Origin of the sequence: Novosphingobium resinovorum, assembly GCF_001742225.1 — a bacterium.
Lineage (GTDB): Bacteria > Pseudomonadota > Alphaproteobacteria > Sphingomonadales > Sphingomonadaceae > Novosphingobium > Novosphingobium resinovorum_A.
Genome location: NZ_CP017075.1, coordinates 2,454,065 through 2,471,621 on the forward strand (window position 1 = coordinate 2,454,065; position 17,557 = coordinate 2,471,621).

Here is a 17,557-nt window from a genome sequence, read left to right on the forward strand (position 1 = left end):
GACAAGCTCAGCCTGAGCGGTTTTGAGAGCAGGTCTTTAAATTCCGCTCAGGCTGAGCTTGTCGAAGCCCCCGCCGGACGATGCTTTGCGATCCTCGGCTCCTGTTCTAAGAGACGCCCCACAATGCACCTGTCCACCGCCCTTTCCCGCATCGCCCCGTCGCAGACCACGGCGATGACCGACCGCGCCACCCAGCTTCGCGAAGCGGGGCGCGACATCATATCGCTTTCCGTGGGTGAGCCCGACTTCGCCACTCCGCCGCATGTGCTGGAGGCCGCCAAGGCCGCGCTCGACGGCGGCCAGACGAAATACACGCCGGTCGGCGGCACCTCGCGGCTCAAGCAGGCCGCCGCGCTGCACTTCGCGCGCGACCTCGGGATCGAGGTTCCCGTGTCGCAGGTGACCGTCAGCGCGGGCGGCAAGCAGGCGATCTTCCACGCCATGCTTGCAACCATCAGTGAGGGTGACGAGGTGATCGTCCCTGCTCCATGGTGGGTCAGCTACCCGGAAATCGTGCGCTTCGCGGGCGGCAAGGTGGTGCCGCTGCACACCCACGCCAAGGACAACTTCCGCTTCACGCCCGCAGACCTCGAAGCGCAGATCGGGCCGAATACCTTGTGGGTGCTCCTCAACAGCCCCGGCAACCCAACCGGCGCCTGCCTGCCTGCGGAAACGCTGCTCGGCATCGGCGAAGTGCTGCGCCATCATCCGCGCGTGCTGGTCCTGTCGGACGATATCTACGCGCCGATCAACTATACAGGCGGCCCGCATGCCACGCTGGCGAACCTGTGCCCGGACCTTGCCGACCGCATCCTGACCGTCTCGGGCGTTTCCAAGAGCCACGCGATGACGGGTTTCCGCATCGGCGTCGCCGCCGGGCCGGAGTGGCTGATCAAGGCGATGGAGCGACTGCAGTCGCACTCCTCGGGCAATCCCTGCTCGATCAGCCAGGCCGCCGCCGTCGCCGCGTTCGAGGGGCCGCAGGATTTCCTCGGCCAGTGGTGCGAACGCTTCCGCGCCCGACGCGATCTGGTGGTCTCGGCGATCAACGCGATCCCCGGCCTGTCGACGCCGGTGCCCGACGGCGCCTTCTACTGCATGGTCGATGCCGCGCCGTTGATGGAGCGCTTCGGTGACGACGCCAAGCTGGCGCTGCACCTGCTGGACCACGGCGTTGCGATCGTGCCGGCCTCGGCCTTCGGCGGCAAGGGCGGCTTCCGCATCAGCTTCGCGGCGGACGAGGCGAAGCTGATAGAGGCCTGCAGGCGGATTGCCGAAGCGGTGGGTTGAGGTAAGGCCCACCCCCAACCCCTCCCGCAAGCGGGAGGGGAGACGAGAATATCACCCTCTCGCTTGCGGGAGGGTCGGGAGGCTTGGTCCGAAGGGACCTAGCCGGACGGGGTGGGCAAGTACCGCTCAAGACGAAAGAAACGATGATGCAACTCGAAATCCTCTTCGAAGACGGCGAAGCGCTCGTCATCGACAAGCCTGCGGGCCTTCCGCTCGACCGTCCCCGCGCGGGCGGCCAGTGCCTGGAAGACCGGCTCGACGAACTCAAGCTCGGCTTTCACCGCGAACCCGCGCCGGTCCACCGCCTCGACCAGGCCACCTCGGGCTGCCTGCTGCTGGCGCGCAACCCCAAGGCGCTCAAGCGTTTCTCCGCCGCTTTCGAGGAGCGCACAGTCGAAAAGCGCTACCTCGGCATCGTCGCGGGCGAAGTCGCCGAAGACGAGGGCACGATCGCGCTGAACCTTTCCAAGGTCAGCACCGCGAAGGATGGCTGGCGCATGATCCCCGCGCGCAAGGGCAAGCCCGCCGTCACCCACTGGCGCAAGCTGGACGCAAGGAACGGCCTCACCCTCGTCGAATTCCGCCCGGAAACCGGCCGCACGCACCAGATCCGCGTCCATGCCGCCTCGGGCCTCGGCTTCCCGCTGCTGGGCGATCCGGTCTACGGGACCAAGAGCGGCGCCCCGCGCACCATGCTCCACGCGGCGGGCCTGACGGTGCCGCGCGGCGGAGAGAAGGCGCCGATCGTCGCCGTAGCCCCCCTGCCCGCCGACTTCGCCGCTTTCGGCTTTGCGGACATCGCGTCCGAAGCCCCGTCCCAACCCGTGCCCGAATCTCCCGATGAATGAGCGATCTTGAGGCCACGATAGGCCGCGCGCAGGCGCTGGCGAGCGAGAGCTTCATCGCCTCCGCCGGTCCGGGCGGCCAGAACGTCAACAAAGTGGCGACGGCGGTGCAACTGCGCCTCGACGTCTATGCGCTGCGATTGATCCCGCCGGTCTTCGCGCGGCTGAAGGAACTGGCCGGCAGCCGCATGACCGCGCGCGGCGAACTGGTCTTCACCGCGCGCCGCTTCCGCACGCAGGAAGCCAACCGCGCCGACGCGCGCGAGCGGTTGGCCGAAATGCTCACCGAAGCACACAAGCTGCCCGAAAAACGCGCCAAGAGCCGTCTCAACCGCGTCGGCAAGGAGCAGCGCCTGAAAGGCAAGAAGCTGCGCGGCTCGGTCAAGGCCGGGCGCGGCAAAGTCAGCTTCGATTGATTACTGCGCAGCCTCGCTAGCCTGCGCCTCGGCAGGGGCGACGGCCTCCGCAGGCGGCCGCCGCTCATCCAGCATCGCTGCCGCCTCGTCGAGCGCGCGGGCCTCGCCCATCGTCACGCCGCCCGGACCGGGCGCGGTGTCGGACTTCGAGCAGGCGGCCAGTGCAAGCACGGCCATGGCGAGGCAGGCGGTTTTCATGCCCCGCTCATAGCCGCGAAGAGGTCAGGCGTCGATAACCCGGGTATGCGGATGATGCTTGTCGAGATGCTTGCGGATGATCTTGAGGTTGCGGCTGTTCGAGCGGAACAGGAAGTCGAACAGGTCGCCCGCCACGGGGATCGCACCGACCAGCGTATCGAACCCGACATTGGCGGTCATGCGCGCCAGCTGCCATTTCGACATGCCGAGATTACGCGCCTCCCACACGATGTAGAGACCCATGGCGGCCGCGATCAGGTCACCTGCGACCGGCACCAGTCCGATCACGGCGTCAAGGCCGACCTCCCGGCGGATGCCCGGTACGACGAAGGCACGCTCCAGCACGCGTTCCAGCGCCTCTACCCGGCGGCGGATCGAAACGGGATCGTTGCCGAGCGGAACCTCGAAGTCCATGCGCCGTGCCGATTGCGTAACCACGTGTCTACCCGCCTCTTGTCGAACAGCGGCCTCGGGTGCCGCAGACTTCTATTTGGGAAGCCAGGCCAGCGGCATCAAGGGATGCCAGCCCCAGGGGTTCGCCGAGAACCCGTCCACACTTCCGCGAACCAGCGACCAGCGGATCGGCGTGCCGAAGGGAATGAAGACGTTGGCGCCGGTCAGTTCGGCCTCGGCCTCGGTCAGCAGCGCGGCGCGCTCTGCGGGGGTGGAAGCCGCCCCGGCCTCGGCCACCCGCGCATCGGCCTCCTGCGAGCAGAGCCCGCGGCGCGCATGACAGGACAGGCGATTGAGATACCACGCCGCGCGCGGATAACGGGCGACGTCGTCGATCAGCGCGAGGTCGGCCCTGTCCACGTCTTTCGCCCGGTCCAGCCCGACCCCGATCGCCGCGAAATCCCCTGCGAGCCGATTGAACAGCGCGGTGGCGCCCACGCCTTCGGGCAGCCAGAGGCTCAGGCGGAGGCGAGGCGTTCCCGATGCGGGCACCGATGCGGCCACCGATGCGGAATGCTGTTCCGTCGGCGGTTGCCACGCCCTCACGCGCGCAGCGGCGACAGCGCGGCGCTGTTCGAGGGTCTGCTCGCCCCAGCGTTCGCCGATGGTGCCGAGATCGCCGTCGAGGCTGGGCGTGACGATGCGCGTGGTCGCGGCCCAGCCGCCGACGCCGAAGGGCGAGATCAGTCCCTCCCGGTCGACCGCCATGGCCAGCGCCTCGCGGTTGGCGGGCTCGGACAGGAAGCCCTTGTCGTTCATCACCTGCAGCCCGAACAGGCCGACCACCGGATCGAGCTGGATCGTCCCGCGCAGGATGCCGACCGAGCGGGTCTGCAGGAAATCCTGGATGCGTCCGCCGAGCACGAGATCGACGCTGCCGTCGTTGAAAGCCGCCACCGCCTGCGCGCCCGGCAGCGCGCGCAAGTGGATCTGCCGCGTGCGCTCCGCCCACTTGTCGATCGGCGGCATGCCCAGCTTCGCCGGATCGATCGCGCTGAGCGTCGCCATGCTGCCCGCGCGCGTCACGCTCATCGGGCCGGTGCCCCGGCCCTTGCGGTAGAGGCCCAGTTCCGGCTGCGCCAGCAGCTGGAGCAGATAGGGCGTCGGCCGCGCGAGGCGGATCTCGATCACGCGCCCGGTCATCGCGCGCACTTCGTCTATGCCTGACAGATCATGCGCCAAAGGCCCGTCATCGAGCGCCTTGAGCGCGGCATTGATCGCCCGGCGCGCCGAATCGGCAGTGATCGGCTCGCCGGTGACCCAGTTACCGTCGCGCAGGCGGAAGATGTAGCTCTGTCCGTCGTCGGTGACGATCCAGCGATCCGCGAGCGCCGGGATCACCCGCCCCGCATCGTCGAAGGCGACCAGCCCCTCCACCGTCGAGGCGCGGACCAGTACGGCTCCGGCCGAGAGATCGGAACTTTCGGAGAAGGGATCGCCGGGCTGGCCGACCACGGCGACGCCCAGCGCCGAGTTATCGTAGCCGCTGCAGGAGGCGAGCGTGAAGGCGGCCGCAACGGCCAGCACCCGCGAGGCTTGGCGCTTGGACAGCATGGAACAGGGAGTAGCCGATTTCCCGCGCCTCGCAACCGGCGCGCGGGATTTTTCCGCTTTCCCTCTCAGATCTTGCGCAGGAGCGTCGCGTCGGTCGTCGGGGCCTGGTAGTTGCGCAAGTAATCGGGGGTCATATGCTCGACCCGCCCGGCCTGGCCGGCCTGCGCGCGGGCGAGGCGCGGATCGATGTCCTCGCGGAAAGCGACGCCGAAGCGGCTTTCCTGCACCCAGGCGACCGAGCCTTCGACCCAGCCGATATTGCGGATGTTGACCGAGACGACGGTACCGCGCACGACGCGCACGTTGCCTTCGCCCATCATGCCGCCGGCCGAGAGGTTGCGCACCTTGATCCGGAAATCGCCGTCGAGACCGTCCACGCGAAGGTCAGCCATGAGGAACAGGCTGTCGCGCGCAATCTGCCGATTTTCACCTTGGTTCATGCGATCTTCGTCCGGGGCGTTTCAAAATGCACGTCACGATCGTGCCGCCAATGCGCGGCAAACTACCGTGCTTTGGCCCGTATTCCTAGCCGCCATTGGCAAACAAAGGCTTAATGTCCCGGCTCCGGACAGAGTCGGAGCCGGGTCTTGACCTTGTTTGTCGGAATTGCAGCACCGGGCCGGTGCCGCGATCCAATCAGTCGTCGCGCGAGACTTTTTCGCGGCGCTCGTGCGCTTCCTGCGCCTCGACCGTCATGGTCGCGATCGGACGCGCTTCGAGACGACCGAGGCCGATCGGCTCGCCGGTGACCTCGCAGTAGCCGTATTCGCCTTCCTCGATACGGCGCATGGCCGAATCGATCTTGGCGATCAGCTTGCGCTGGCGGTCGCGGGTGCGCAGTTCGATACCCCAGTCGGTCTCGCTCGAGGCGCGGTCGTTGAGGTCGGGTTCGCGAATCGGGCCGTCCTGCAACTGCTGCAGCGTGCCCGCTGCCGCATCGAGGATCGACTTTTTCCATGCCAGAAGCAGCCGCCGGAAATAATCCTGCTGTGCCTCATTCATGTATTCTTCGTCAGGTTCGGAAATGTAGGCGCCGCCAATTGCACGCTTTGCCTTGGCGAGTACATCAATTTCGTCAGCTAGGGCCGTTGCCATCCAGAGAAACTCCGCAGTGCTTCCACAGATCGCCAACGCCCTGCAGCCCCGAATTTTTTCCGGTAACCGTACAACGATCCGCAGTTGAGGCGGCCTATAATTCCGCACTCTTGACCGCACAAGCGTATATCCGTGGCGATCCACAAAATTCTTAACGCCGTCTCCGGGTGACACAGAGTTAATCCGCAGGCGGGACCTGCTCGCAGTCGCCGTTAACCATTTCTTGATCGCCGTCGGACAGATTGGCCAAATCGAACGCAGGGGCCATTTGCAAACGATTGAGGTCCACGCGGTCACAACCCTTTTTGAAGGCACGGGGATTACGATGGAAACTGTCTGGATTAACCAGGATCTCGCCACGCCGGCCGCCGCGAACGACTTCGCAGGCGACATGCTCATCGCCGAGGCGCTGTCCGCCGCCGCGCAGGGAGATGCTTCGGCTTATTTCGATCTCGGTGTCGCATTCTCGACCGGCAGCCACGGCGCCCCCTGCGACCTCATCGAAGCGCACAAGTGGTTCAACCTCGCCGCCGTGGGCGGGCACGAGGAAGCCACCGTCTGCCGCGCTGAAGTCGCCGACGACATGACGGCCCGTGAAATCGCGGAAGCCCAGCGCCGCGCGCGCCAGTGGCTGGGCGCGACGGTCCGCAAGGCTGCCTGAGCTAGGCCTTGCGGAAGGGCGAATGCCCGCCTAGCCGGAGCTGGTCGGTGGCGATCCCTGCCCGCTCCTGCTCGAGATAGTCGGCAATCGCGGCCCGCAGGCCATCATGGACGATGTAGTGCGCCGAGATCGTGCGCACCGGCTCGTATCCTCGCGCCAGCTTGTGCCCGCCCTGCGCGCCCGCCTCGACACGGCCGAGGCCCAGCCGGATCGCGGCATCGATCGCCTGATAGTAGCACAGTTCGAAGTGCAGGAACGGCTTGTCGACGACGGCGCCCCAGTAGCGTCCGTACAGCGCCTCCTCGCCAATGAAGTTCAGCGCGCCCGCCACCGGGTGCCCGTCGATGAAGGCCAGCACCATCAGGATGCGATCGGCCATCGTCTCGCCCAGCAGGCTGAACGCCTCGCGCGTGAGATAGGGGCGTCCCCATTTGCGCGCGCCTGTGTCCTGGTAGAAATCCCAGAAGGCTTCCCAATGCGCCTCGGTGATCTCATCGCCTGACAGAGCGCGAATCTCGACGCCCTCCTGCGCTTTCTCCCGCTCCTTGCGCAGATCCTTGCGCTTGCGCGACGACAGTTGCCCAAGGAAATCGTCGAAAGTCGCGTAGCCGCGATTCTCCCAATGAAACTGAATGTCCTCGCGCAGCAGCCATCCGGCGTTCTGGAACACGGGGACCTGCGCCGGTTCGATGAAGGTCGCGTGGGCGGAGGAGAGGCCATTGTCACGGCACAGCGTCTCCGCCGCGCGCAGTAGCGGCAGCATGAGTTCGGGATGCGGTGTTAGCAGGCGCGGGCCGGTGGCCGGGGTGAAAGGCACCGCAATCTGCAGCTTGGGATAGTACGATCCGCCCGCCCGGTGCCAGGCATCGGCCCAGGCATGGTCGAAGACGTACTCGCCCTGCGAGTGCTCCTTCAGGTATGCCGGAAGCGCGGCGGCAAGGCTGCCGTCAGGACCGTCGATCACCAGCGGTAATGGCGTCCAGCCGCTGCGGCCGCCGACGCTGCCCGATTCCTCCATCGCAGTGAGGAAGGCGTGAGCGACGAAGGGATTCGCCCCATCGGTCAGCGCATCCCACTGATCGGCGGGCAGATCGCCCACGGCGCCGAGCAGGCGGGCGGTGAAGGCGCCCTCGCTCACGCGTCCCCTTCGCGAATCTCGAAAATGGCCGCATCGGCGTAAGCGGCGGCGCGCTCGTCGTGCTCGGGCTCGCGCACCGTCCAGGTCGCGACGGGGAGGCCCCGGCCGCGCTGCGCGGCAGCGAAGCGGCTCGGCAGATCGCGCACGTCGTAGGCGAGGAAATCGGGCCGGGCATGCCACAGCGACAGGCGGCGGCGGATCTTGCCGGGCAGCGCCCGGTCCTCGCCCTCGGAAACGATGAGGCCGCGCACGGTGTGCGGCGAATGGCGCCAGTACCAGCGCGAAACGCGCGGGTCGAAGCTCATGACCGCGTGGTTGCCGGTATAACCCTCCAGCACCCGGCGCACCGCCAGGCACAGCGCGGCGATGCGGACCTTGCGGTCGGACTTGATCTCGATGAGTACCGGGACCTTGCCGCCGACTTGCGCCAGAACCTGCCGCAGCGTCGGGATGGTCTCTGCCGTGCCCGACAAAGTTATGGTGCCGAGCTGCGCCGCGCTGCGGCGCTCGGTGGGGCCGCTCTCGCTGGTCAAGCGGTCGAGCGTATCGTCATGGAAGATGACCGGTTGCCCATCGCCGGAACGCTGCACGTCCAGTTCGATGCCGTTGCCCGCCGCGATGGCCCTGGCAAAGGCCGCGCGCGAGTTTTCCGGCACGCCGCTGCCGTGTAGCCCCCGATGGGCATAGTCCTGCGCCCCGATCCACGCGACCTTGCGCGGATCGGGTGCAGGCGCACGCCAGCGATCAAGCAGGGCGAACGGCAACGATGGCGTCCACTTCGACGGCGGCGCCCAGCGGCAGCACCGGCACGCCGACCGCGCTGCGCGCATGCTTGCCGGCATCGCCGAACACCGCGACCATCAGCTCGGAGGCGCCGTTGATGACCTTGGGCTGGTCGGTGAAATCGCCGGTGGAATTGACGAAACCGCCCAGCTTGACGATCCGCTCCACCCGGTCGAGCGAGCCGAGCGCCGCCTTGAGCTGCGCCAGGATCATCACGCCGCAGGCCTGTGCTGCTTCGGTGCCCGCCTCGATGGAGACATCCTCGCCCAGACGGCCGGTGACGAGCTTGCCATCGACGAAAGGCAACTGGCCGGAAACGTGGGCCAGGCCACCCGCCTCGACCACGGCAACGTACGCGGCAACCGGGGCCGCCGCCGCAGGCAGGGTCAGGCCGAGTTCGGCGAGACGGTCATCAATCTTGCTCATGGAATTCCTCTTCTTCGCGGGTCAGGCTGGGGGCCGTAAGATTGGTCAGCAGCCAGGGGAGCGCGGTCTTCCAGTCATCGATCCGCGCGTGGGCGTGGCCGAGCTGGAGAGCGCACTTGATGTTGGGGGCGATCTTCGGTTCACCGCACAAGTGCAGTCGGCGAACTTGGGGGGAAACCTCGAAGACCGAGCCATGATGCTGCGACAGGTCGTCGATGAAGACCGCACGGCTGGGCTGGTACTCGTCGAGGATCGCCTGGAGCGCCGGGCCTTTCGGTCCCTGGTTGGTGAAGACGCGCAGCGGCATGCCGTGTTCGATCAGCTGCGCTTCGCGCGCCTCGCGGCGGAAATCCATGAGGTTGGTGAGGACCACCACGTCGGCGTGCTCGCGGATCGCGGCGATCGCATCGACGGCGCCTTCGATCGGCGTCTGGCGGTGCATCTGCGAATCGAAGAAGCCGTTGAGCAGCGTCCACATCTCCGCCTGTTCCAGCGGCGTGTCGCTGCCGATCCGGCGCATCGACTTGTAGAACTCGCCGTTCTCGATATCGAAATGGACGCCTTCTTCCTCGGCCAGCCAGTCGCGGAAGTGCTTGATCATGTGGAGCAGCACTTCGTCGCAGTCGGTGATGAGCAGCGGTTTCGTCATGCGCCCAGCTTCCTTTGTGCGGCGACCAGCATCTCGGGCTGAACGTCCAGCGCGTCGGCCGCGCCCAGCAGGTCCGGCTCGTGCGCGCAGAGGAAATCCATTACCGCACCCAGGGTGGAGGGCTCACCCAGCGAGGCGCGCAGTTCCTCCGGCGTCAGGCCGGTGAGCGAAAGGAAACGCTCGGCACGGTCCTGATCGCTCAGCACCCAGCCGAGGGCATTCAGGGCCAGCGCCTGCGGATCGGATGGGGATGAGGGCTCTCGAAGAATTGTCAGTCTCACTCGGACGGAATAGACGGGGTGTATTACCCCAGATGGTCATCAGGGCGTCGAATGGCAAAGCGAATCCTCGTTGTCGAGGACAACGATCTCAACCGGAAGCTGTTTTGCGACGTGCTTCGCAGTCAGGGCTACGCGGTGGAGCCGTGTGCCGATGGCCTGGACGCGCTCGACAAGGCGCGGCAATTCGTGCCGAATCTCGTCATCATGGACATCCAGCTGCCCAATGTCTCAGGGCTGGACCTGATCGAGGCGGCGAAGAAGGACCCCGTCCTGCGCACGATTCCCGTACTCGCGGTGACCGCTTACGCCGGCAAGGGCGACGAGGAACGCATCCGCGAGGCAGGCGCCGAAGGCTATCTGGCGAAGCCGGTTTCGATCGGCCCGTTCATGCAGGCGGTACGGGCGCTGCTGTAAGCGCGCCCTTGACATGTTACACCCGCGCCGCTTTTGCGCCGCAATTCCCGGCCAGAGAGCCGCCCGACGCTTTCGGAGTTAGATACCCATGGACCGCGCAGAGACTTCGGCCCGCATCGCCGCGCTGATCGAGCCCTTCAACAAGAAGGGCGTCGAAGTGACCGATGCCACCCGTTTCACCGACGACCTGGAATTCGACAGCCTGACGGTGATGGACTTCGTCGCCGCCATCGAGGACGAGTTCGACATCATCATCTCGATGAATGCCCAGGCCGAGATCGAGAACTACGGCCAGCTCGTCGATGCCGTGGTCAAGCTCAAGGGCTGAACGCGATGACCGAGACCGTTGAAAGCACCGATCTTTTCAGCAAGTTCGATCCGCTCATCAAGATGCGGAGCGACCTTCTGGCCACCGGCGTGACCGATCCGTTCGGGCTGGTCATGGAGCGTGTCATCTCCCCCACCGTCGCCCTGTGCAACGGGCGCGAGACGATTCTGCTGGGCACGTACAACTACATGGGCATGACCTTCGACCCCGACGTGATCGCGGCGGGCAAGCAGGCGCTCGACAACTTCGGTTCCGGCACAACCGGCAGCCGGGTACTCAACGGCACCTACGCAGGCCATAAGGCGGTAGAAGAGGCGCTTTGCGACTTCTACGCCATGGACCACGCGATGGTGTTCTCGACCGGCTACCAGGCCAACCTCGGGATCATCTCGACCATCGCCGGCAAGGGCGATTACATCGTCCTCGACATCGACAGCCACGCCTCGATCTGGGACGGCTGCAAGATGGGCGACGCCGAAGTCGTGCCCTTCAAGCACAACGACATCGAGGCGATGGAAAAGCGCCTCAAGCGCATTCCCGAGGGCGCCGGCAAGCTGGTGATCCTGGAGGGCGTCTACTCGATGCTGGGCGACATCGCGCCGCTCAAGGCAATGATCGCGGTCGCCAAGAAGTACGGCGCGATGGTGCTGGTCGACGAGGCGCACTCGATGGGCTTCATCGGCCCCAACGGACGCGGCGTGGCCGAGGAGCAGGGCTGCCTCGATGACGTCGATTTCGTGATCGGCACCTTCTCCAAGTCGGTCGGCACCGTCGGCGGCTTCTGCGTCTCGAACCATCCCAAGTTCGAGATCATGCGCCTGGTCTGCCGCCCCTACGTGTTCACCGCCAGCCTGCCGCCGAGCGTCGTCGCCACCGCGACCACCTCGATTCGCAAGCTGATGACCGCCGCCGACAAGCGCGCCCACCTGTGGGACAGCTCGCGCACGCTGCACAAGGGCCTGACCGACGCGGGCTTCCAGCTCGGCACCACCGAACCGCAGAGCGCGATCATCTCGGTCATCATGCCCGATCTGGAGCGCGGCGCGATGATGTGGGAAGCGCTGCTGCACGAGGGCCTCTACGTGAACCTCGCGCGTCCGCCGGCGACGCCTGCGAACATGACGCTGCTGCGCTGCTCGCTCTGCGCCGAGCATTCGGCCGAACAGGTCCAGCAGATCATCGGCATGTTCACGCGGGCCGGGACGGCGGTGGGCATCATCGGCTGACCTCGCCGGCCGCGACAGGCCCGGACATCCAAAGGCGCGCCAGAACAACGGCGCGCCTTTTTTTGTCCTTTATTTGTCTCAAGCAGACCGTGCTTGCCTGCCTGTCCAAAGTATATTCTAACCGGGTACTACGAAAAACGGGGCTATTACAGAATGTTAACAGGTATGACCCGCGGCGCATCGCGTCGCGGCATGACGATCGTCGCGACTTCGATGCTGGCGCTCGCCCTCGCGGCTTGTGGCGGCAGCGGCGGTAGCGGCGGCACGGGTTCGGCCAACACCGCCCCCGCCTTCTCGTCTGCTGCAACAGGCACTGTCGCCGAAAACACGACCGGCGTCGCCTATCAGGCAAGCGCCAGCGATGCGCAGGGCGATGCGGTCACTTACACAATCTCCGGCGGGGCCGACGCGGCGGCCTTCGCGATCGCATCGGGCGGGGCGCTCAGCTTCGTCGCCGCGCCCAATTACGACCTGCCGGCCGACGCCGACGGCGACAATGTCTATCACGTCACGCTGCAGGCCAGCGACGGCAAGGCGAGCAGCACGCTCGGCGTCGCCATCACCGTCACCAACGACCGGGAAGGCATTCGTGTCGAGCGGATCGCCACCGGGCTCGCCGATCCGGTCGGCATCGCCAGCCTCGGCGTCGACGGCAATGTCGCGGTGGCGCTCAGGGCCAACGCGATCATGCGGATCGACGGTCGCACCGGGGCGCAGTCCACCTATTATTCCTTCTTTCCCCACATCACGTCGCCGATTTCGGCAGTCTCTCTGCTGGGCATCGCCCGCGCCCGTTCCGAGGGATCACGCGAATCGATCTTCGTCCTGGGAACCCAGTTCGGACGCGCCTGGGTCGCCTGCCTGAGTTGCACGTATTTTTCTCTCGCAGACCTCGTTCCCGACAGCCAGGCTGCCAACCTCGCCATCGGCAAGGGCGCGGATGGCAACGCTTACGTCGCGATCGGCGATCCGGACGGCACCTCCGCGCAGGATGCGTCATCACCGCTGGGCAAACTGGTGCGCTTCGTTCCCTTCCCTTCGAGCTACGACCCTTATTCGGGTGCATCGGTCCCGATGGATTACTACACCCGCACGGTGGCGGGCAGCGGCCTGCGCGCGCCTGCCGGTGTCGCGGCGCTGCCCGATGGCCGCATGATCGTGTCCGACCGGGGCGGCACCGACTTCGACGAACTTTCCCTGACGGCCGACCTCGGCGCCCCGAATTTCGGCTGGCCCTATTTCGAAGGCACGAAGGAGAAGCGGGCCGGAGGCGCCGGGCTGGCCGGGCTCGTCACCCCGTCGCTGGTCGTCCCCCTCGGCACGGAGCCGCGACAGAGCCGCGGGATCGTCGGCGGGGTGGCCTATACCGGGTCGATCCCCGGCATCGCCAATCACTACGTCTTTTCGGACAAAGGCGGCCGGATCTGGTCCATCCCGCTGGCCCGCCTTTCGGGCACCGGCACGCTGCAGGCCTCCGCACTGGAACTGCGCAGCGAGGACTTCATGCCGGACGCGGGCACGATCGACCGGCCGGTAGGCATGGCCATCGACGCGGACGGCACGCTCTACATCCTCGACGGTGATGGTGAACTGTTCCGGGTCGTACCGACCGGCACCGTCAAAATCGACGTTACCACGCCGCCCGCGTCGTGACGCCCGGCGGGCCCGGCCACAGTGCTGCCTGTGACCGGGTCCGCTTGTCAGGCGCTGTGAATGGCCACGTAGTCCAGGAAAGCCGTCATCCAGCCGCCAAGGAAGTCCGCCGACTGCGCGCCCACGGTGCCGTCCTCGTTCAGCAGGCCCTCCTTCCACTGCAGGAACGCCTCGGGTGCGCCCAGCGTCGGCATGTCGAGATAGGCCAGCACGTTGCGCAAGTGCTGCTGCGCCAGCGCGGTCCCGATCGCGCCAACCGACACGCCGATCACACCCGCAGGCTTGCCCGCCCAGGCGCTCTGCCCATAAGGCCGCGAGGCGTTGTCGATCGCGTTCTTGAGTACGCCCGGCATCGAGCGGTTGTATTCCGGCGTCACGAACATCACGCCGTCCGAACCTGAAACCAGCGCCTTCAGCGCCTTGACGCTTTCGGCCTGGTCATCGTCGTCGTCCTGATCGTAGAGCGGCAGCGCGCCGATGTCGGCGAAGGTGAAATCATGCCCCTCGGCGGCAGGCAGGCGGATCAGCGCCTCCGCCAGCTTGCGGTTGAACGATTCGGCGCGCAGGCTGCCGACGACGACGGCGATCTTGGACATGGCTGTCTCCTCTTGCGAATGCGCCGGGTATCCACCCGCAGCATGTCAGGAGCAAGACCCCGTCAGTGGCCAGTCTATCAGTGGATCGAGATGATCCCGTCCACCGCACGCCATTCCTGCGGCCCGATCAGGTGATTGTGGGCGATACGCACCGAATGAAGCGGACCTTCAATCTCGCGCGTCCAGTAATCGAGGAAGCCCTTGAGCACGGGAAAGCGCGGTGCCACGTCGTATTGCTGAAAAGCGAAAAGCTGCAGGAAGCGGGGATGGTCGGGCAGGAAATAGTGAATCTCGACAGTCGTGAGGCCATAGCCCGCTAGCTGCCTGAGAAAATACCCGGAAGCCTGAGAATCCACAAGACCACGAAAATCCGACGAAGCTCCAACCGGTCGACCAGCCATAGACCTCCTTCCGGCACCGCTACCTTGCGGTGCAGCAATCGCAGGATGACATAACGGTTACAGCAGTCAAGCGCTTGTAGAGGAGCGGAAAATCCCGGTGGCTTGAAGATTTACCCTCATTGGGCATCGTGCTCCCGGTCGAACGCGGTGCGGCTCGCCTCGATCGCCGGACGTGCCCGGGCGGCCCAGGCGCCCAGCGCCTGCACCGGGCCTGCGAGCGACCGACCAAGGTCGCTCAGCGCATATTCCACCCGTACCGGCACACCGACATGGACGGTACGCTCGACCAGTCCGTCCCGCTCCAGCGCGCGCAGATTGCGCGAGAGCATCTGCTGCGACACGCCCCGGATCGCGCGCTTCAACTCGTTGAAGTGCAGCGGCGCCTCGAGCAGCGTCATCACCACCAGCATCGACCACTTGTCCCCGACCCGTGCAAGAATGTCGCCGACGAGGCGGCAGTCCTTGCCGTTGGGGTCGTGGACGATCGCTTCCTGCGGGGCGGCGGCAGGCCGGTCAGCTTCGTCGAACGTAGTCAGCTTCATGGTACCAGGTCCCGAAAATATGCGCTCTTGGCGCGATCATTCCAGCAACATAGCTAGACCTGGTCACATTTCCAGACTGAGGCACCCTCCCATGAAGCTTCTCCACCTCGATTCCAGCATTCTCGGCGACAATTCGGCCAGCCGCGCCATTTCCGCCGCCATCGTATCCTCGCTGACCAAGGCCGATCCCTCGCTCGAAGTCACCTACCGCGACCTCGCCGCCGAGCCGCTGGCGCACCTGACCCTCGACGTCCTCGGCAACCCCGAGGGAACGCCCGAACTGGCGCAGTTCCTCGACGCCGACGTGGTGGTGATCGGCGCGGGCTTCTACAACTTCTCGATCCCCAGCCAGCTCAAGGCCTGGATCGACCGCATCGCCATCGCCGGCAAGACCTTCCGCTATACCGCCGAAGGCCCCGTGGGCCTCGCCGGCGACAAGAAGGTCTACGTCGCGCTCGCCCGCGGCGGCTACTACGGCGAGGGCCAGCCTGCCGCCGCCTTCGAGCACGCAGAGAGCTACCTGCGCGCGGTGCTCGGCTTCATCGGCGTGACCGAGCCGACTTTCGTGCTGGCCGAAGGCATCGCCATCGACGCCGACACCCGCGCGAAGTCGGTCGCTGCCGCGATCGAGGAAGCGGGTTCGCTGGCCGTCGCGGCCTGACAGAGCCCACCCCGCTGCGACTAGGACCTGCGGTCCAAGTCTCGCTCCCCTCCCGCAAGCGGGAGGGGTAGCCCAGCGCTTTTCCTCGCCCCTCCCGCTTGCAGGAGGGGCCGGGGGTGGGCCTTCCTTCCCATCCCACGCGCATTCCATCTGGAAATCGCCGCAAACCCTTGGTAATCCGGCGACACCATGACCAACGCGCCCGAAACCGTATTCACCGATTCCCACCGCGTCTCCTGCGACGGGGCCACCGACATTCCCGGCGGAGCCGCGCTCGGCCATCCCCGCGTCTGGCTCGAAATCGACGAGAAGGGCTATGTCGAATGCGGCTACTGCGACCGCCGCTTCGTGCTCAAGGGCGGGGTTGCCGACAACGGGGCAGACCAGCAGGCCGCCTGATCCCTTCGCGGTTCTTGTCTTTCGCGCGGGGATAATGCTGCCTATATCGGCGGCATGACCATGACCGACCCGCGCTCGCTGCTCTACACCCAGCTCTCGCCCGAAGAGGCACAGGCGCTCGCCGCCGAGACGCTCAAGTCCTGCGAGGATGGCGAACTGTTCATGCAGTTCGTCGCCAGCGAGGCGTTCGGATTCGATGACGGCCGCCTCAAGACCGCCGACTATTCGCGCGACGCGGGCTTCGGCCTGCGCGGCGTCTCGGGCGAGATGACCGGCTTCGCCCATGCCAACGAGATTTCCGCCGCCGCCATCCGCCGCGCCGGTGAAACGCTGCGCCTGCTCGATCCCGCGACCGGCATACGCCCGGCCGCCCCGCAGCGCACCAACGCCAAGCTTTACACCGACGTCTCCCCGCTCGACCTCGTGCCCTTCGCCGAGAAGGTACGCCTGCTGGAGATGATCGACGCCGCCGCCCGCGCCCGCGACCCGCGCGTGGCGCAAGTCAGCGCCAGCCTGTCGGGCTCATGGTCGGTGGTCGAGATCGTCCGCCCGGACGGCTACATCGCCACCGACGTGCGCCCGCTGGTGCGCCTCAACGTCTCGATCGTGGCGGAAAGCAACGGGCGGCGCGAAACCGGCTCGTTCGGCATGGGCGGCCGCTTCCTCTACGACGACCTGTTCAAGCCCGAGAACTGGAATGAGGGCATCGACACCGCCCTCGCCACCGCGCTGGTGAACCTCGAAAGCATCGACGCCCCCGCCGGTGAGTTCCCCGTGCTGCTCGGCCCCGGCTGGCCCGGCGTGATCCTGCACGAGGCGATCGGTCACGGGCTCGAAGGCGACTTCAACCGTAAGGGCACCTCGGCCTTCTCCGGCCGCATCGGCGAGCGGGTGGCGGCGCCCGGCGTCACCATCGTCGATGACGGCTCGATTCCGAACCGCCGCGGCTCGCTCACCATCGACGACGAGGGCACCCCCACGCGCGAGACCGTGCTGATCGAGGACGGCATCCTCAAGGGCTACATGCAGGACCGCCTCAACGCCCGCCTGATGGGCGTCGAACCCACCGGTAACGGCCGCCGCGAGAACTACGCCCATGCCCCGCAGGTGCGCATGACCAACACTTTCATGAAGGCCGGCAACGACAATCCGGAAGAACTGCTCGCTGGCATGAAGAAGGGCATCTTCGCCAAGAACTTCGGCGGCGGCCAGGTCGACATCGTCTCGGGCAAGTTCGTGTTCTCCTGCACCGAGGCCTACATGGTCGAGAACGGCAAGCTGGGCGCTCCGATCAAGGGCGCGACGCTGATCGGCGACGGCCCCTCGGTGCTCACCAAGGTCAAGGGCATCGGCAACGACCTCGAACTCGACCGCGGCGTCGGCGTGTGCGGCAAGGGCGGCCAGAGCGTGCCCGCCGGTGTCGGACAGCCCACCCTGCTGATCGAGGGACTGACGGTGGGCGGCACCGCCTGAGCCGAAGTATGGTCGGCGGGGCTTCGACAAGCTCAGCCTGAGCGGGTTTGAGAGGATTACATTACTCCCGCTCAC

24 protein-coding genes are annotated in these 17,557 nt (G+C 66.4%); 11 read left to right on the forward strand and 13 right to left on the reverse strand.

The genetic code is table 11. From position 1 onward, the window contains the following. The first annotated feature begins 123 nt into the window (after nt 1-123). From BES08_RS11485 to arfB, 3 genes are all read left to right on the forward strand, one after another. Nucleotides 124-1,290, forward strand: a complete 1,167-nt coding sequence (locus BES08_RS11485) for a pyridoxal phosphate-dependent aminotransferase (RefSeq protein ID WP_036526879.1) — start codon at nt 124-126, stop codon at nt 1,288-1,290. A 146-nt stretch (nt 1,291-1,436) separates the two neighbouring features. After that, nucleotides 1,437-2,138 carry an RluA family pseudouridine synthase gene (locus BES08_RS11490; RefSeq protein ID WP_197524461.1) on the forward strand — a complete coding sequence of 234 codons (702 nt, stop codon included), beginning with the start codon at nt 1,437-1,439 and terminating at the stop codon, nt 2,136-2,138. Further along, the gene (gene arfB, locus BES08_RS11495; protein WP_008827784.1) at nt 2,135-2,551 is read left to right on the forward strand and encodes an alternative ribosome rescue aminoacyl-tRNA hydrolase ArfB; all 417 of its coding nucleotides are present in this window, start codon (nt 2,135-2,137) and stop codon (nt 2,549-2,551) included. The genes BES08_RS11490 and arfB overlap by 4 nt, the downstream gene beginning before the upstream one ends. On the opposite strand, the gene BES08_RS11500 is transcribed toward arfB, so the two are convergent. From BES08_RS11500 to dksA, 5 genes are all read right to left on the reverse strand, one after another. Continuing rightward, a complete protein-coding gene (locus BES08_RS11500) occupies nt 2,552-2,749 on the reverse strand; it encodes a hypothetical protein (RefSeq protein ID WP_008827783.1) in 198 nt (65 codons plus the stop codon). It lies immediately after the preceding gene. A 24-nt stretch (nt 2,750-2,773) separates the two neighbouring features. Continuing rightward, nucleotides 2,774-3,163, reverse strand: coding sequence for a DUF4112 domain-containing protein (locus BES08_RS11505; RefSeq protein WP_008827782.1), 390 nt, complete (start codon nt 3,161-3,163; stop codon nt 2,774-2,776). A gap of 72 nt (nt 3,164-3,235) precedes the next feature. Beyond that, nucleotides 3,236-4,756: an ABC transporter substrate-binding protein gene (locus tag BES08_RS11510; RefSeq protein WP_069708359.1), complete on the reverse strand. Its 1,521-nt coding sequence runs from the start codon at nt 4,754-4,756 to the stop codon at nt 3,236-3,238. A gap of 65 nt (nt 4,757-4,821) precedes the next feature. Beyond that, entirely contained in the window at nt 4,822-5,196 is a 375-nt protein-coding gene (locus BES08_RS11515; RefSeq protein ID WP_069708360.1) for a PilZ domain-containing protein, read from the reverse strand. 196 nt (nt 5,197-5,392) lie between these two features. Further along, nucleotides 5,393-5,851 carry an RNA polymerase-binding protein DksA gene (dksA, locus tag BES08_RS11520; protein ID WP_036526871.1) on the reverse strand — a complete coding sequence of 153 codons (459 nt, stop codon included), beginning with the start codon at nt 5,849-5,851 and terminating at the stop codon, nt 5,393-5,395. 325 nt (nt 5,852-6,176) lie between these two features. Between dksA and BES08_RS11525 the strand changes: the two genes are divergently transcribed. After that, nucleotides 6,177-6,512 (forward strand): SEL1-like repeat protein, encoded by a 336-nt coding sequence (locus tag BES08_RS11525; RefSeq protein WP_036526870.1) that lies wholly within the window; start codon nt 6,177-6,179, stop codon nt 6,510-6,512. 1 nt (nt 6,513) lies between these two features. Here the strand turns inward: BES08_RS11525 and BES08_RS11530 are convergent, their stop codons facing one another. From BES08_RS11530 to BES08_RS11550, 5 genes are read right to left on the reverse strand one after another with little or no spacing between them, the layout of a single operon-like run. Then, nucleotides 6,514-7,650: a GNAT family N-acetyltransferase gene (locus tag BES08_RS11530; protein WP_069708361.1), complete on the reverse strand. Its 1,137-nt coding sequence runs from the start codon at nt 7,648-7,650 to the stop codon at nt 6,514-6,516. Then, nucleotides 7,647-8,414 (reverse strand): glycerophosphodiester phosphodiesterase family protein, encoded by a 768-nt coding sequence (locus BES08_RS11535; RefSeq protein WP_036526867.1) that lies wholly within the window; start codon nt 8,412-8,414, stop codon nt 7,647-7,649. The genes BES08_RS11530 and BES08_RS11535 overlap by 4 nt, the downstream gene beginning before the upstream one ends. Beyond that, nucleotides 8,395-8,859: a RidA family protein gene (locus BES08_RS11540; protein ID WP_008827775.1), complete on the reverse strand. Its 465-nt coding sequence runs from the start codon at nt 8,857-8,859 to the stop codon at nt 8,395-8,397. The genes BES08_RS11535 and BES08_RS11540 overlap by 20 nt, the downstream gene beginning before the upstream one ends. Then, entirely contained in the window at nt 8,846-9,508 is a 663-nt protein-coding gene (locus BES08_RS11545) for an HAD family hydrolase (RefSeq protein ID WP_036526866.1), read from the reverse strand. The genes BES08_RS11540 and BES08_RS11545 overlap by 14 nt, the downstream gene beginning before the upstream one ends. After that, nucleotides 9,505-9,789, reverse strand: coding sequence for a DUF3572 domain-containing protein (locus tag BES08_RS11550; protein ID WP_231957982.1), 285 nt, complete (start codon nt 9,787-9,789; stop codon nt 9,505-9,507). The genes BES08_RS11545 and BES08_RS11550 overlap by 4 nt, the downstream gene beginning before the upstream one ends. Before the next feature lie 51 nt (nt 9,790-9,840). Between BES08_RS11550 and BES08_RS11555 the strand changes: the two genes are divergently transcribed. The 4 genes from BES08_RS11555 to BES08_RS11570 all read left to right on the forward strand — a co-directional run bounded on the left by BES08_RS11555 (nt 9,841) and on the right by BES08_RS11570 (nt 13,410). Beyond that, on the forward strand, nt 9,841-10,203 hold the full coding sequence (locus BES08_RS11555; RefSeq protein ID WP_008827772.1) for a response regulator: 363 nt from the start codon (nt 9,841-9,843) through the stop codon (nt 10,201-10,203). A gap of 88 nt (nt 10,204-10,291) precedes the next feature. Beyond that, a complete protein-coding gene (locus tag BES08_RS11560) occupies nt 10,292-10,531 on the forward strand; it encodes an acyl carrier protein (RefSeq protein WP_008827771.1) in 240 nt (79 codons plus the stop codon). A 5-nt stretch (nt 10,532-10,536) separates the two neighbouring features. Next, a complete protein-coding gene (spt, locus tag BES08_RS11565; RefSeq protein ID WP_069708362.1) occupies nt 10,537-11,757 on the forward strand; it encodes a serine palmitoyltransferase in 1,221 nt (406 codons plus the stop codon). Nucleotides 11,758-11,922: 165 nt separating this feature from the next. Continuing rightward, nucleotides 11,923-13,410 carry a PQQ-dependent sugar dehydrogenase gene (locus BES08_RS11570; RefSeq protein WP_069708363.1) on the forward strand — a complete coding sequence of 496 codons (1,488 nt, stop codon included), beginning with the start codon at nt 11,923-11,925 and terminating at the stop codon, nt 13,408-13,410. A 47-nt stretch (nt 13,411-13,457) separates the two neighbouring features. On the opposite strand, the gene BES08_RS11575 is transcribed toward BES08_RS11570, so the two are convergent. The 3 genes from BES08_RS11575 to BES08_RS11585 all read right to left on the reverse strand — a co-directional run bounded on the left by BES08_RS11575 (nt 13,458) and on the right by BES08_RS11585 (nt 14,949). Continuing rightward, entirely contained in the window at nt 13,458-14,006 is a 549-nt protein-coding gene (locus BES08_RS11575) for an NADPH-dependent FMN reductase (RefSeq protein WP_069708364.1), read from the reverse strand. Between the two features lie 77 nt (nt 14,007-14,083). After that, nucleotides 14,084-14,362, reverse strand: coding sequence for an usg protein (locus BES08_RS11580; RefSeq protein WP_069708365.1), 279 nt, complete (start codon nt 14,360-14,362; stop codon nt 14,084-14,086). Nucleotides 14,363-14,523: 161 nt separating this feature from the next. Further along, nucleotides 14,524-14,949: a winged helix-turn-helix transcriptional regulator gene (locus tag BES08_RS11585; RefSeq protein ID WP_008827767.1), complete on the reverse strand. Its 426-nt coding sequence runs from the start codon at nt 14,947-14,949 to the stop codon at nt 14,524-14,526. Nucleotides 14,950-15,040: 91 nt separating this feature from the next. Here BES08_RS11585 and BES08_RS11590 point away from each other — a divergent pair, with 91 nt between their 5' ends. From BES08_RS11590 to tldD, 3 genes are all read left to right on the forward strand, one after another. Further along, nucleotides 15,041-15,610 (forward strand): FMN-dependent NADH-azoreductase, encoded by a 570-nt coding sequence (locus tag BES08_RS11590; protein WP_036526860.1) that lies wholly within the window; start codon nt 15,041-15,043, stop codon nt 15,608-15,610. Between the two features lie 189 nt (nt 15,611-15,799). Next, nucleotides 15,800-16,009, forward strand: coding sequence for a zinc-finger domain-containing protein (locus tag BES08_RS11595; protein ID WP_008827765.1), 210 nt, complete (start codon nt 15,800-15,802; stop codon nt 16,007-16,009). A 54-nt stretch (nt 16,010-16,063) separates the two neighbouring features. Then, nucleotides 16,064-17,482, forward strand: coding sequence for a metalloprotease TldD (gene tldD, locus BES08_RS11600; RefSeq protein WP_008827764.1), 1,419 nt, complete (start codon nt 16,064-16,066; stop codon nt 17,480-17,482). Nucleotides 17,483-17,557 lie beyond the last annotated feature (75 nt).